The 14,323-nt window shown below is 75.4% G+C and carries 9 protein-coding genes; all 9 read left to right on the plus strand.

Features of this window, described 5'->3' with window-relative positions; all coding sequences use genetic code 11:
* The coding region (locus tag AC5LUJ_RS16115) for an SDR family NAD(P)-dependent oxidoreductase (protein ID WP_493465220.1) at window positions 1-2,658 on the plus strand (2,658 nt) is incomplete at its 5' end.
* 76 nt (window positions 2,659-2,734) lie between these two features.
* Window positions 2,735-5,464 carry a hotdog family protein gene (locus AC5LUJ_RS16120; RefSeq protein ID WP_493465221.1) on the plus strand — a complete coding sequence of 910 codons (2,730 nt, stop codon included), beginning with the start codon at window positions 2,735-2,737 and terminating at the stop codon, window positions 5,462-5,464.
* Window positions 5,458-7,137 (plus strand): PfaD family polyunsaturated fatty acid/polyketide biosynthesis protein, encoded by a 1,680-nt coding sequence (locus tag AC5LUJ_RS16125; protein WP_250286721.1) that lies wholly within the window; start codon window positions 5,458-5,460, stop codon window positions 7,135-7,137. The genes AC5LUJ_RS16120 and AC5LUJ_RS16125 overlap by 7 nt, the downstream gene beginning before the upstream one ends.
* Window positions 7,138-7,152: 15 nt before the next feature.
* Complete coding sequence (gene accD, locus AC5LUJ_RS16130) at window positions 7,153-9,141, plus strand: acetyl-CoA carboxylase, carboxyltransferase subunit beta (RefSeq protein ID WP_493465222.1); 1,989 nt, start codon at window positions 7,153-7,155, stop codon at window positions 9,139-9,141.
* Complete coding sequence (locus tag AC5LUJ_RS16135; RefSeq protein ID WP_250291718.1) at window positions 9,141-9,740, plus strand: acetyl-CoA carboxylase biotin carboxyl carrier protein; 600 nt, start codon at window positions 9,141-9,143, stop codon at window positions 9,738-9,740. Before accD ends, AC5LUJ_RS16135 begins: the two co-directional genes overlap by 1 nt.
* The gene (locus AC5LUJ_RS16140; protein WP_493465223.1) at window positions 9,737-11,083 is read left to right on the plus strand and encodes an acetyl-CoA carboxylase biotin carboxylase subunit; all 1,347 of its coding nucleotides are present in this window, start codon (window positions 9,737-9,739) and stop codon (window positions 11,081-11,083) included. Before AC5LUJ_RS16135 ends, AC5LUJ_RS16140 begins: the two co-directional genes overlap by 4 nt.
* 73 nt (window positions 11,084-11,156) lie before the next feature.
* Window positions 11,157-12,800, plus strand: a complete 1,644-nt coding sequence (locus tag AC5LUJ_RS16145) for an AMP-binding protein (RefSeq protein ID WP_493465224.1) — start codon at window positions 11,157-11,159, stop codon at window positions 12,798-12,800.
* A gap of 31 nt (window positions 12,801-12,831) precedes the next feature.
* Window positions 12,832-13,071: an acyl carrier protein gene (locus AC5LUJ_RS16150; protein ID WP_250285208.1), complete on the plus strand. Its 240-nt coding sequence runs from the start codon at window positions 12,832-12,834 to the stop codon at window positions 13,069-13,071.
* 17 nt (window positions 13,072-13,088) lie between these two features.
* Window positions 13,089-14,192, plus strand: a complete 1,104-nt coding sequence (locus AC5LUJ_RS16155; RefSeq protein ID WP_493465225.1) for a transglutaminase domain-containing protein — start codon at window positions 13,089-13,091, stop codon at window positions 14,190-14,192.
* Window positions 14,193-14,323: the final 131 nt, after the last annotated feature.

Genomic DNA, 14,323 nt, shown 5'->3' on the forward strand with positions numbered 1-14,323 from the left:
GCGCCTGCCCCGGCACAGGCAGCCGCCACGGAGACGCCCGCGGCCCCGTCCGCCGAGGAACAGGCCCCGCCCGCCGAGCGGGCCGCGCGGCACCCCGTCGAGCTCGTCGGGCTGCCCCCGGTCGACCGGATCGAACAGCCCTACCCGGCCGGCCCGGTAGCCGTCGTCGTCCGCTCCGAAGAACGGGCAGGCGAGGCGTTCGCGGCGGGTCTCGAGCGGGCCGGCTGGACGGTGACACGGGTGAGCCTGCCGGCCTCCGGCGGGGACCGGCCATCCGGCCTGACCGCATGGGACGGCGAGGCCGTCGAGCGCCGGCTCTCCGAGGCGGTCACCGGCGCGCTGGGCGCGACCGGCAGGATCGACCTCTTCCTCACCGTTCTCGGGGGGAGCGACAGCACCAGGGACGACAGCGCCCGGCAGGACGCCTGGGACGACAGCGTCCGGCAGCTTGCCGACGCCGTGCTGGTGGCCAAGCACGCCAGCGTGCCGCTGGCCACGGCCGCCCGCTCCGGTGACCGGGCCGCCTTCGTGACCGTCACCCGCCTCGACGGCGGCCTCGGTCACCGCGGTGGGCGCCAGGCCGCCGAAGCGCTGCTCGGCGGGGTCGGCGGCGTGGTCAAGACGCTCGCCCACGAGGAACCGTCGATCTTCTCCCGCGCGCTCGACATCGACCCGGTGCTCGGCGACGACGACGCGCTCGCCGTCCTGCTGGACGAGATCGCGGACGCGGCCACGGACACCCTGGAGGTGGGGGTCGACGCCGCCCGCCGCCGGTGGACCGTGATCCCCGCGCCGTACGGGTCGCCGCGGGCGTCCACCGCGGCCGGCGCGTCCACCGCGGCTGGCGCAGACGCGGCCGGCACGGGCGGTGCGGTGCCGTCGGTGCCCACGGTCGGCGCTGGCGACGTGTTCGTGGTGACGGGCGGGGCGCGAGGGGTCACGGCGTCCTGTGTGCGGGCGCTCGGTGAGCACGGCCAGGTGGAGTTCCTGCTGCTCGGGCGCACGGCGCTCACCGCGGAGCCGGACTGGGCCGTGGGCGTGGCCGACGACGGCCTCAAGCGCGCGGCGATCGCCGCCCTGGGGGCCGGTGGCGGCAGGCCGCCGACGCCGCGGCAGGTCGACGCCGTCCTGCGCGACATCCAGGCCCAGCGTGAGATCCGCGCGACGCTCGACGCCCTGGCCGGGAGCGGATCCGTCCCGGCGGCCAGCTACCTGCAGGTGGACGTCGGCGACGCCGCCGCCGTGCAGGACGCGCTCGCGGCGCACCGCGACCGGGTCACGGGCGTGGTGCACGGCGCGGGAACCCTCGCGGACGGGCTCGTGCGCACCAAGACGCCCGACGACGTCCGCCGGGTCTTCACCCCGAAGCTCGCCGGCCTGCGCAACGTCCTGGACGCGCTCGACGGCGCGCCGGTCCGCCACGTCGTCCTGTTCACCTCGGTGGCCGGGCTGTTCGGCAACGCCGGCCAGGCCGACTACGCCGCCGCGAACGAGGCGCTGTGCCGGGTCGCGGCCAGCCTGAAGCGGGAGCGTCCCGAGCGTCACGTCACCGCCATCGACTGGGGCGCCTGGGACGGCGGGATGGTCGCCGCCGATCTGCGGGAGCTCTTCCACGCCCGCGGCGTCGAGCTGCTGGCACCCGAGACGGGCGCGCGGCTGTTCGTGGAGCAGTTCGGCCCCGAGCGCGTCGACGACGTGTGCGTGCTGGTCGGCCAGCGCAAGGCGCTCACCGACGGTAGTGGCCCGCGTCCCGGCCGGGCCTTCACGGCCGGGCGCGAGCTGACCGGCATCGAGGACACCGAGGTGCTCCAGGCGCACCGCATCGACGCCTTCCCCGTCCTGCCCGCCACGTTCGGGCTCGGCTGGCTGGTCAACGTGCTCGAACGCGCCCACCCAGGGCTCCAGGTGATCGAGGCCAGCGGCTTCGAGGTGCACAAGGGGATCGTGTTCGACGGCGCGCACAGCCGCGCGTACCAGGTCGAGGTGCCGCTGGCCGAGGCCCGGGACGGCCGGCTGACGGTGCGGGCCGCCGTCCGCTCCGCGAGCGCCGGCGCCGGCGGCAGCGGCAGCGGCGGCGGAGCTGGCAACAGCCGGCCTGTCTCGCACTATGTCGGCACGTTCGTGCTGGCCGAGGCTCCGCCCGCCGCGCCGGTCGCCCCGCCGGCGGAGGCGGTGGGCAGCGGCCCCGAGGACGGTGTGGAGATCTACACCGGGGGCACCCTGTTCCACGGCCCGGCCCTGCAGGGCATCCGCCGCATCCTGCGGCGCCGGGACGACCGGGTCGTGCTGGAGTGCCGGCTGGCCGACCAGGCCATCGCCGACGGGGCGTTCGCCGGCGCACTGCACAGCCCGGTGCTCGCCGACATCCTGCTGCACGGCCCGTCGGTGCTGGGCCGGTGGCTGACGGGCCTGGCCTGCCTGCCGCTGGCCGTCGAGCGCTGGGAGTACTTCGCCCCGCTGCCGGACGGGGAGCCGTTCGTCGTCGTCCTGGACGACGTCCGGCGGGCCGCGTCCTCCATCACGGTCACGGTGACCGCCAGTGGCCCCGGCGGGCGTGTGCTCCAGCGCCTGCGCGACGTGTCGATGATCGGGACTCCCGACATGGCCGCGAAGTTCGCCGCGGCCGTGCGGTGGTGGCTGCCGGGGGAGGGGGCGTGACCGTACGGCCGCTGACGCACCCCGGCCCCGTCCGTCCCGCACGAGCCGGTTCGACCAGACCGACGGAGGACAGGCGATGACAGCGGAGCAGGTGGCGTCCCAGGTGGTGGACGTCGACGCCCTGGAGATCGACGCCCTGGAGTTCGACGGTGAGCCCTTCGACCCCACCCGGTGGTCGGCTGGCACCGCCCGGGATGGCGGGGCTGGCGCGGCTGGCCCGACCGGCGCACCCGGTCTTTCGCCCGGCCCGGCCGGCGGGGACGCTGGCGGAGGCGGCCCTGCCGGCCCGGCCCAGCCGTCCCCGGAGCCGGCTGCGGTGACTGTGGGTGAGAGCGGTCTCGGCGGCCCGCCCGGGCCTTCGCCGCTGTCGGCCGGCGGGAGCACGGACGGGACCGGCTTCACCCGCCGGCCACCCGTCCCCGGCGGTTCTCCCGTGGTGCCCGTCGGCGAGCGGGAACCGGCCGAGCATGCGGCCTCGATCGCCCGGCAGGTGCGGGCTGTCGTGGTGGCCGCGCACGCCAGCGCCCTGCGCGCCCAGGCGAGCGTGCAGAACCGGGTGCTCGCGGCGCTCGCGGCGTCCGGGCAGCCGGTGAACTCGGCATACCAGGCGGACTCGGCATACCAGGCGGACTCGGCGAGCCCGGCGGACCCGGCGAGCCCGGCGCCCGCTCCGGCGGTGTCCGGCGGCCAGGCGGGCCCGGCCCGGCCAGCCCTGCCCGCTGCCCGGGAGAGTGTTCTCCCGCGGGGCGCGCAGGGGGGTCCCCACCAGGATGACGCGGCCTCGGCCTCGGCCCCGGCCCCGGCTCCGGTCGCCGCCGAGGTGTTCGAGGTGGCCGGCGGGCGGCCGAGCGTGTTGTCGCGGCCGTCCGTGGCACCCGCGCCCATCCGGGTGTCCGCGGAGGCGGCGTTCAAACCGCTCGCGCGCAGCGACCGGCGCCGGCTGGACGCCGACGATCTCGCCCGTCTCACCGAGGGGGCGATTGCGAGCGTGTTCGGTGCCGCCTACGACCAGGACGGCGCCAACCCGGCGGTCCGCCTGGCGCTGCCGCGGACCGGGGCCCCCGGGCCGCTGCTGAGCTGGGTGGACGGCCTGGACGTGCGCGGCGGCGCCTGGGGCCACGGAGCGCTGCGCGCCGGGCTGCGGCCGGGCGCCGTGGCCGCGGGCCTGACGGCGGCTACCGGGCTGGTCGAGGCGGCCCGGGCCCAGGGCGTACCGGGGCAGGCCGGGCCGGAGCGGGGCGTCCAGGCAGAGGTCACACCGGCGGGGGAGCGGGCCGTGCTCCTCGGCGAGGCGGCCGCGCAGGCCGCCGAGGTGTTCGCCCTGTACCTGGGCCTGCACCTGGGCTTCGCCGACGCCACCTTCGTCCGTGGCGTGCCGGGCGTGCCGGGCGTGCCGGGCGTGCCGGGCGGGCCGGACCGCTATCAGGTCGAGGTCCTCGGGCCGACGCCGGACACCGGTGTCGAGTTGGCCCTGGAGGTCACCGGTGTCGACCTCGTCCCGCGGCCGTGGCTGTCCGTCGACGCCGAGTTCCGCGCCAGCGGTGAGGTCGTTGCCCGGGTGCGGGGGGTGACGCTGGGTGTCCAGGAGAAGCCGGGTGTCCCGGTCGGACCGCAGGCCGGTGGCACCGTGGCGCGCTTCCTCGGGCGCCGGAACAGCCTCGGCGAGCCGGTGCTGCTCAACGAGTTCCACATGGCCCACTGCTCCAAGGGGGATCCGGGCATCGCCCTGGGGCCGGAGTTCTCCGGCTACCGCGGCATCCGGGCGACCCGGCTGCCCGACGGCGGCCTGCGCCTGGTCGACCGGATCGTCGCCGTCCAGGGGGAGCGGGGGAAGCGGGAGAGTCTGCGCGGGGGCGCCACCCACCAGACCGAGTACGACTCGCCGGCCGACTCCTGGTACTACCAGGACACGGCCAACGCGTCGATGCCGAACTGCGTCTACATGGAGACCTCGCTGCAGTCGGCGCTCGTCCTCGGCTACTACCTGGGTGCCACCCTCACCGACCTGGGCGGGGAGCACAGCCTGCGCAACCTCGGCGGCAGCGCCACGCTGCTGCGCGAGGTGGACCTGCGGGACAGGACGCTCCGGCAGCACTCGACGCTGCTGTCCACCACCCCCATGCCCGGGTCGGTGCTGCAGGAGTTCTCCTACCGGTTCTCGGTGGACGACGAGCCCGTCTACGAGGGCGAGTCGATGTTCGGCTACTTCAACGAGGCGGCGCTGGCCCGCCAGAGCGGGCTCGACGCCGGCCGGCTCGTGCCGACCTGGCTGGACGAGCAGCGGCCCCGCCCGCCGGTGCGGACCATCGACGTCGCCGCCCGCCGGGCCGATCCGTCGGCGCCGCTGTGCTCGCGGGGCCATCTCGCGCTGCTCGACGACGTCGAGGTCGTCGACGGCGGCGGCCGGTACGGGCAGGGCTACCTGCGGGCGGCCCGCCCCATCGACCCGCACGACTGGTTCTTCGCCCGGCACTTCGTCCTGGACCCGGTCATCCCCGGCTCGCTCGGGGTGGAGGCGATGATCCAGGCGATCCAGGAGTGGCTCGTCGACGGCGGCCACGCGGCGGGCTTCGCCCGGCCCGGGTTCGTCCTGCCGGTCGGGCTGCCGATGATCTGGAAGTACCGCGGCCAGTTCCTGTCGACGGACAGCGAGAGCACCCTCGAAGTGCACGTCAAGTCCGTCGAGCGGCGGCCCGGCCGGGTGCGGGTGGTGGCGGACGCGAGCGTGTGGAAGCCGACCATGCGCATCTACGAACTGACCGATGTGGCCGTCGAGCTACGCGACGAAGGAGCCCCGCAATGGTGACCGCCCAGGCCGGCCCGGCCGCGCCCAGCCGGCCGGCGGACGCCGGCCACGGCGTCACCGGCCGTGCCGCCGACCGCGAGACCGACCGCGCGCCCGGTCTCGCGCGCGGCGCGGACGAGATCTACGACGTGCTCGCCACCCTGGAGCGGCCGGCCTTCGTCGTCCGGGACGCCCGGGGGATCGCGGCCACCAACGACGAGCGGCTGCTCGGCCCCGGCATACAGGTGCTCGCGGCGGTGCCGCCGGCGCCGCCCGAGCGGCTGGGATCGCCGGACTTCCCCCGCGACCACGGCGTCCGCCACCCGTACATGGCCGGGGCGATGGCCAACGGGATCGCGTCGGCGGAGCTGGTCGTGGCGCTGGCCGGGGCGGGTTTCCTGGCCTCCTTCGGCGCGGCCGGGGTGCTGCCGGCCCGCGTCGACGAGGCGCTGGCGACGATCGGCCGGCGGGTGCCCGCCGGCGCGGGGTTCGCCTGCAACCTCATCCACAGCCCGAACGAGCTGGCCATGGAACGCGACGTGGTCGACCTGTGCCTGCGCCACCAGGTGCGCTGCGTGGAGGCGTCGGCGTTCCTCGACCTGACTCCGCAGGTGGTGCGCTACCGGCTGGCCGGGCTGTCCCGGGCGGCCTCCGGCCGGGTGCGGGCCGGCAACCGGCTGGTCGCCAAGATCTCCCGGGCCGAGGTCGCCGAGCGCTTCCTGCGTCCGGCGCCCGAGCCGGTCGTCCGCGGGCTGCTTCAGGCCGGTCTGGTCACCGCCGAGCAGGCCGAGCTCGCCCGGGGGGTGCCGGTGGCGGACGACGTCACCGTCGAGGCGGACTCCGGCGGCCACACCGACCGCCGGCCACTGACCGTCCTGCTCCCCGAGATCATCGCCCTGCGTGACCGGCTGCGGCGTGAGCTGGCCGGGTCGGGCCAGCCCTGGCAGGTCCGGGTCGGCGCGGCCGGCGGGATCGGGACGCCGGCCGCCGCCGCGGCGGCGTTCGCCCTCGGCGCGGCCTACGTGGTGACCGGGTCGGTCAACCAGGCGTCGGTGGAGGCGTCCCAGTCGCCGGCGACGAAGCGGCTGCTGGCCGGCGCGGGCACGGCCGACTGCGCCATGGCCCCGTCCGCGGACATGTTCGAGATGGGCGTCGAGGTCCAGGTCCTGCGACGCGGGACGATGTTCGCGAGCCGGGCCCGGCGGCTGTACGAGGTCTACCGGGCCCACGACGGCATCGAGGCGATCCCGGCCGCCGAGCGGGACGCCCTGGAAAGCAAGATCTTCCAGCGGCCGTTGGACGACGTCTGGGCGGACACCGTGCGGTTCTTCACCGAACGTGACCCCGACCAGATCGCCCGCGCCGCCGACAGCCCGAAGCGGCGGATGGCGCTGGTCTTCCGCTGGTACCTCGGCCTGTCCTCGGGCTGGAGCATCGCGGGGGAGCCGGGCCGGGCCACGGACTACCAGATCTGGTGCGGGCCGGCGATGGGCGCGTTCAACACCTGGGCCGCCGGCACCTACCTGGCCCCGGTGGAGAACCGGCGGGTGGCCGACATCGCCGCGCAGATCATGCGCGGCGCCGCCTTCACCAGCCGGGTCGGCCACCTGCGGTCCGCGGGGGTGCGCCTGCCCGCGCGCTGCGCCACATACATCCCGTCCCCGCCGCGGACCGACGCGGCAGCGGGACTCTGACCGGTGGGAGCAATCATGACAGTCACCCTGCCCAGGCAGGCGGACGGCACGAGTGACAGGGACGGCAGGGACGGCACGGCGGCCCGGGAGACCTCCTGGCTGGTCTGTGGCGGATGCCGGGCGATCATCTACGCGAAGAGGTTCGTCCGGTCCCTGCGGGTCTGCCCGGAGTGCGGCTGGCATGCCCCGCTGACCGCCGTCGAACGGCTCACGACACTGCTGGATCCCGGGTCCGTGGCGCTGGTGGACACCGTCGTCGCCGACAGTGACCCGCTGGGGTTCGTCGACAGCCGCCCCTACGCCGACCGGCTGCGCGACGCGCGGGCCGCCACCGGCCTGGCCGAGGCGGTCGTCAGCGCCCGCGGCCGCATCGACGGCAACCCGGTGGTCGTGGCGGCCATGGACTTCCGGTTCATGGGGGGCAGCCTCGGCGCCGCGGTCGGCGAGGCCGTCACCCGGACGGCCGAGACCGCGCTGCGGGAACGCACACCGCTGCTGCTGGTGACCGCCTCCGGTGGGGCGCGCATGCAGGAGGGCGTGCTGTCCCTGATGCAGATGGCCAAGACCAGCCAGGCCCTCGGGCAGCTCGACGAGGCGGGGATCCTCACCCTGGCGCTGATCACCGACCCGACCTTCGGCGGGGTGGCCGCGTCCTTCGCGACGCTGCCGGACATCATCATCGCCGAGCCGGGCGCGCGGCTGGGGTTCGCCGGCCCGCGGGTGATCCAGCAGACCATCCGGCAGACCCTGCCGGCGGGGTTCCAGACCGCGGAGTTCCTGCTGCGGCACGGCGTCGTCGACATGATCCGGCCGCGGGCCGAGCTGCGCGCCACCCTGGCCCGGCTGCTGACCGTGGGCAGCCGCCGGGCGGCGCGCACGGCCGTGCCCGCGCCGCGGCCCGCACCGTCCCGGCCGTCGGTGTCTCGCCCGTCGGCGTCCCAGCTGTCGGCGTCCCAGCCGTCGGCCGCGCGGCCGCCCGTGCCGCGGCCCTCGGAGGGCGACACGCTGATCGTCGACCCGGAGCGGCTGCCCGCGCGGGAGCAGTGGGAGTCGGTGCGGCTGGCCCGCCGGCTCGGCCGGCCGACGACCCTGGACTACATCGCCCTGATGATCGAGGACTGGGCGGAGCTGCACGGTGACCGCATGTCGGAGGACTGCCCGGCGATGGTCTGCGGGCTCGGCCGCCTCGAGGGCACACCGGTCGTCGTGATCGGCACGCAGAAGGGGCACAGCGCGGCCGAGCTGTCCGCGCGCAACTATGGGATGCCGTCGCCGGCCGGCTACCGCAAGGCCGCCCGGGCGATGCGGCTGGCCGCCAAGCTTGGGCTGCCGGTGATCACCCTGATCGACACCGCGGGCGCCTTCCCCGGCATCGACGCCGAGCGCAACGGGCAGTCGGTCGCGATCGCCGAGAACCTGCGGCTGATGGCGGGCCTGCCCGTCCCGGTGGTGGCGGTGGTGACCGGCGAGGGCGGCAGCGGCGGCGCGCTCGCGCTCGCGATCGCCGACCGCGTCCTGATGTGCGCCAACGCCGTCTACTCGGTGATCAGTCCGGAAGGGTGCGCCGCAATCCTGTGGAAGGACGCCGCCGCCGGGCCGAAGGCCGCGGCGGCACTGCGGGTGGACGCCCGCGAGCTGCTGCGCGGCGGGATCGTCGACGGTGTGGTGCCCGAGCCCGAGGGGGGCGCCGACAGCGACCACCTGCTCGCGGCGCACGCCCTGCGCGACGCGCTGACCAGCACGTTGGCGCGGCTGCTGCCGCGGGACCAGATGACCCTCGTCACCGGCCGCCGGGCGCGGTTCCGCCGTTTCGGCGCCGACACGCTCACCGCACTCGACGACGACCGCGAGCTCGACCATGAGCTTGATCGGGATCTCGACCGTGACCTCGACCGTGACCTCGACCGGGCCGGTGTCGGCGGCCACGGTGCCGATGACGACCGGGACGGCCGTGACCAGCGCGGCCGCGACCGGGACGGTCTTGACGAGAAGGAAAGCGCCTGATGAGCCCGGTCCAGGTCAACGGGGTCCCGCCGGTGCGGACGGCGGTGCCCGGCGCCGGCGAGCTCGACGAGATCATGACAGTACTCCGCGATCATCTGCTCGCCCTGAGCGCGCAGACGTCCCGGGTGCCCAGCCGGGTGCGGGCGGCGGCCGGCGAGGTCTTCATCGAGATCGCCTGGCCGGACGCGGCGCCGCCGGCGTCCACCGAGCTGGTCGCACCGGCAGCGCCGCCGGTGCCGGTGCGACCGGTGCCGGGGGCCAGCACCGGGCCTGTCCAACAGCAGGCCGGGCCGGCATCGCCGGTGGCCGGGTCGGCCGCGGCGGACGCCGACGCGCACATCCTGCGTGCCGCCACCGTGGGCGTGTTCTACCAGGCTCCCGAGCCCGGGGCCAAGCCGTTCGTCACCGTGGGTGATCTGATCACCCGCGGTCAGCAGGTGGCGATCATCGAGGCGATGAAGCTGATGATCCCGGTGGAGGCGGACGCGTCCGGCCGGGTGCTGGAGATCCTGGTGGCCGACGGCACCCCGGTCGAGCACGGCCAGCCCCTGCTGACGGTGGCCACCGGCGACGCCGACCGGGCGGGCCCGGGCCGATGATCAAAAAGGTGCTGATCGCCAACCGTGGCGAGATCGCGCTGCGGGTCGCCCGCACCTGCCGCGAGCTCGGGCTGGCCACGCTGGCGGTCCACTCCGCAGCCGACCGTGACTCGGCGGTCGTCCGGTTCGCCGACGAGTCGGTGCAGATCGGCCCCGGCCCGGCCAAGGCCAGCTACCTCAACATCCCCGCCGTCATCGAGGCGGCACGCGGCTGGGGCGCCGACGCCATCCACCCCGGCTACGGATTTCTCTCGGAGAACCCGGACTTCGCCGAGGTGTGCGAGGAGGAGGGCATCACCTTCGTCGGCCCACCGGCATCGGTGATGAGCCGTCTCGGCGACAAGGCGAGCGCCCGTTCGATCATGTCGGACGCGGGGCTGCCGCTCCTGCCGGGCAGCCGGGACGCGCTCGAGCACGCCGACGAGGCCGCGGAGTTCGCCGCCGGGATCGGCTACCCGGTCATCATCAAGGCGGTGGCCGGCGGCGGCGGGCGCGGGATGAGCGTGGTGCACGAGCCCGACGCGTTCCTGCGGGCCTACGGCCAGACCCGCGCCAGCGCCCAGACGGTGTTCCGCGACGGCCGGCTGTACGTGGAGCGCTACCTGGCCTCCGCGCGGCACGTCGAGGTGCAGATCCTTGCCGACGCCCACGGCAACGTCGTCCACCTGGGCGCGCGCGACTGCTCGTTGCAGCGCCGGCACCAGAAGCTCGTGGAGGAGACCCCCGCGCCGCGGCTGCCCGCGCGGACCGTGGAGCGGATGTGCGAGGCGGCCGTCCAGGGGGCGCGGGCGGCCGGGTACGTGGGAGCGGGCACGTTCGAGTTCCTGGTGGACGGCGACGGCCGGTTCTACTTCATGGAGGTCAACTGCCGCCTCCAGGTGGAGCACCCGGTCACCGAGATGGTCACCGGGACGGACCTGGTCCGCGAGCAGCTGCGGGTCGCCGCCGGTGAGCCGCTCGGCTTCGGGCAGGCCGACGTCGTCCCGCGCGGGGTGGCGATCGAGTGCCGGATCAACGCCGAGGACCCGGCGGCCGGCTTCGTGCCCACCCCGGGGGTGGTCAGCGAGTTCGCGCTGCCCGGTGGCCCGTTCGTCCGCGTCGACACCCACGTCTTCGCCGGCTACCAGGTCCCCGCGCTGTACGACTCGCTGCTGGCCAAGCTCGTCGTCTGGGCGCCCGACCGGGAGCAGGCACTGGCGCGGATGGACCGGGCGCTCGACGAGCTGCGGCTGCGTGGCCCGCACGTGGTGACCACCGCCGCGTTCCTGCGCGGTGTCCTCGACCACCCCCGCTTCCGCCGGGCCGAGCACGACACCTCGCTCATCAACGAGCTGACGGGCTGAGGCCGGCCATGACCCCTGACCCCCACGGCGGCTGCCCACGGCGGCTCGTGGACGCATCCAGGGAGGAGACCCGGTGAACGCGCTCTGGGCCGCGGTGAGCACCAACGCCCGTCCTCGGACGGCGCTGCACCTGCCGTCCGAGGGACGGTCCGTACCCGTCACGCGCCTGCTGGCCGACGCCGAGCGGACGGCGACGCTGATCGCCGGCCAGCGGCGCGTCGGCATCCTGATGGCCAACGGCGAGCCCTGGCTGCGCGGGCTGCTCGCCTGCTTCCGGACCGGGGCCGCCGCGGTGCCCGTCGCGCTGCCCGTGGCGTTCGGGGGCGGCGAGGGCTACCAGCGGCACCTGCGCCGCGTCGTCGAGGACGCCGGGCTGACGGCCCTGCTGGTGGACGAGCAGAGCGCGCGCCTGCTCAGCCGGCTCGCGGCACCGCCGGGCGCCCGGCTGGTCGACATCACGCGGGTGCCCGACCCGGCCGGGCCGGCTGAGACGGCTGAGACGGCTGATGAGAACTCCGTCGACGAGAACCCGGCCGACGAGTTCGCGGTGATCCAGTACACGTCCGGGAGCACCTCGGCACCCAAGGGTGTCGCGCTGACCGCCGACAACGTCCTGGCCGGCCTGGCCGCCATCGACGGCGGCCTGGGCCTGACCGACGCCGACGAGATCGGCATCTGGTCGCCGCTGTTCCACGACATGAGCCTGTTCGGCACGCTCGCGCACCTGGCCAGGGGGTGCTCGGTCCATCTCTGGCGCACCACCGACTTCATCCGCGACACCCGTGGCTGGCTGGCCGCCGCGGCGGCGTCCGGCGCCACCGTGCTGCCCATGCCCAACTTCGCCTACCAGCGCCTGGTCGACACGGTCGAGGCCGACGGGGTTCCCGACGGGCTCGACCTGTCCGGCTGGCGGCTGGCCTGCAACGGCTCCGAGCCCGTGCAGTGGTCGACGCTGGAGGCGTTCAACCGGGTGTTCGGCCCCTGCGGGTTCCGGCCCGAGGCGATGCTGCCGTCCTACGGCATGGCCGAGGCCACGCTCGTCATCAGCCTGGCGGCGCTGGCGGAGCGGCCGTGGCACCTCAGCGTCGACCGGTTCGCCCTCGCGCCGGGCGACCGGGCCGTCCATGTCACCCCGGGTGCCGCGTGCGCCCGCCAGGTCGTCTCCTGCGGCACGGCGGCGCCGGGCATCGCCGTCCGGGTCGACGCCCCGGCCCCCGGGCGGGTCGGCGAGATACAGGTCCGCGGCGCGGCCGTGATGGGCGGCTACCTCGGGCTGCCCGCCGAGCGGCAGCCCTTCACCGCCGACGGCTGGCTGCGTACCGGCGACCTCGGCTTCGAGGCCGAGGACGAGCTGTTCGTGGTCGGACGCCTGAAGGACATGGCGGTCATCCGCGGCCAGAACTACTACGCCGAGGACGTCGAACAGATCGCGCGTCGCGTCCAGGGCTTCGACGTCCGGGTCTGCGCCGCCCTGCAGGCCGGGGACGGCGACGTCGAGCACATCGCGGTGTTGGTCGAGACGCCGCTCGCAGGCGCGGCGGCCACCGTCCTGGTGAACGCCGTCGAGGCGGCCATCGCCGCCGAGCTCGGCCCCGCGGTGGCGTCCGTGCATCCCGTGCCCGTCCGCTCCATCCCGCGCACCAGCTCCGGCAAGGTGCGCCGCCACGCCGCCAGGGCCCTCTACCGGAGCACGGCAGAGGCCACCGGAAAGCCGTAAGGGCTACCAGAAGACCCGTGAAGGACGCCTCATGAGTACGCGGACCGTCGAGGACGCGGTGGCCACCGCCCTGGCCAACCGGCTGCAGATGGACAAGGCCGACATCGACCTCGATCTCCCCATGCACCTGCTGCCGAGGATCGAGTCGGTGGTGATCCTCAGCGTGGTGGTGGATCTTGAGGATGTTCTGGGGGTGACGATCCCCGACGACGTCCCGTTCGAGGCGGTCACCGCACGTGACCTCGCCGCGCTCGTCCAGGAGCTCATGTGACTCGTCAGGGGCCTCGGGTGAGCCGCCGCTTCGAGCCGACCCCGCCGGATCTGGCGGTCTTCGACACCACCCTCGCCGACGCGGCCACCGTGCTGCGCACCGACGAGGCCGGGGTCGCCGCCCTCGGCCTGCGGCAGGTCGACGGCCTGCTCGACTACACCGACGTCGCCAACGCGGGGCTGCACTCGGGCACCGGCGCCACCGTGCCCGAGCTGGCCAGGCGGCTGCTCATGCGGTTCGTGGCGGCCGAGCCCGACGACTGGTTCGCCCCCGCGGACTGGACGGTCGCGGTACACCGGGCGGCCAGCGACGAGACCTTCCATGTGGCGGTCCCGGACCTGGGCGCCGAGGGCGTCGAACTCCTGGCCGACGGCCCGACCGGCAGCCCGACCGGCAGCCCGACCGGCAGCCCGACCGGCAGCTCGGCCGACAGCCCGACCGACAGCCCGACCGACGGCCCGGCCGACGGCCCGACCAGCAGCTCGGCCGACGGCCCGACCGGCGGCTCGACCGGTGGCCCGGCCGGTGGCCTGCCGCTGCCGATCGTCACCGAAGGTCATCAGAGCAGTCCGTACCAGGTGCGCGTCCGGCTCACCGGCGAGTACTACGACGTCACCGACCGCCGGATCCGCGCGGCGTTCGACGACGTCCTCGACGCCCTGGACACCGGCGCGGTGCGTTACCAGGCGATCGCCGAACCGCTGCGCGCCGACCACCGGCGGTCCTGGGAGCTGGGCGTCGCCGACTGCGTCGTGGCGGGGCGGGTCCTCGCCGACCGGCTGCGGGCCGAGGGGTTCCGGGCGCGGGCCCGCCGCGGCTTCCTGCTCGGTCTCGTCGGCAACGACCACGGCTGGTGCGAGGTCCACCTCGACGGCCGGTGGCGCGCACTGGACCCGGTGTTCGCCCACCTCGCGGCCGAGCACGGCCGTGACGGCGGGGGGCAGTTCCGGGCGGCCTGCCGGGGCAGCCGGTTCAACCGTCTGCTGCCGTGCGCCGTGGCCGAGTCCGCCGCGCTGTTCCTGCGGCCGGCCGGCACGCCCGCCCCGGCGTGGGCCTTCGGCGCCGTGTCCGCACGCCTGCACCAGCTTCACCGGTTGCGTCGGCGCGCCGCCGTCACCTGAGCCCCGAAGAGCCCCGAAGAGCCCTGGAAAGAGCTGAAGAGAGCGGTCATGAAGTCAGACGCGACGGCGGAGTCAGCCGGCAACCGGGCGCCGGCCGGCAACCGGGCGCCGGCCGGCAGCTGGGCCGTCCC

It is taken from the genome of Protofrankia sp. CiP1_Cm_nod3, from assembly GCF_982290655.1.

Coding starts and splice junctions, on each gene's coding strand:
- AC5LUJ_RS16120 (WP_493465221.1), top strand. CDS start 2,735: ATGACAGCGGAGCAGGTGGCGTCCCAGGTGGTGGACGTCGACGCCCTG.
- AC5LUJ_RS16125 (WP_250286721.1), top strand. CDS start 5,458: ATGGTGACCGCCCAGGCCGGCCCGGCCGCGCCCAGCCGGCCGGCGGAC.
- accD (WP_493465222.1), top strand. CDS start 7,153: ATGACAGTCACCCTGCCCAGGCAGGCGGACGGCACGAGTGACAGGGAC.
- AC5LUJ_RS16135 (WP_250291718.1), top strand. CDS start 9,141: ATGAGCCCGGTCCAGGTCAACGGGGTCCCGCCGGTGCGGACGGCGGTG.
- AC5LUJ_RS16140 (WP_493465223.1), top strand. CDS start 9,737: ATGATCAAAAAGGTGCTGATCGCCAACCGTGGCGAGATCGCGCTGCGG.
- AC5LUJ_RS16150 (WP_250285208.1), top strand. CDS start 12,832: ATGAGTACGCGGACCGTCGAGGACGCGGTGGCCACCGCCCTGGCCAAC.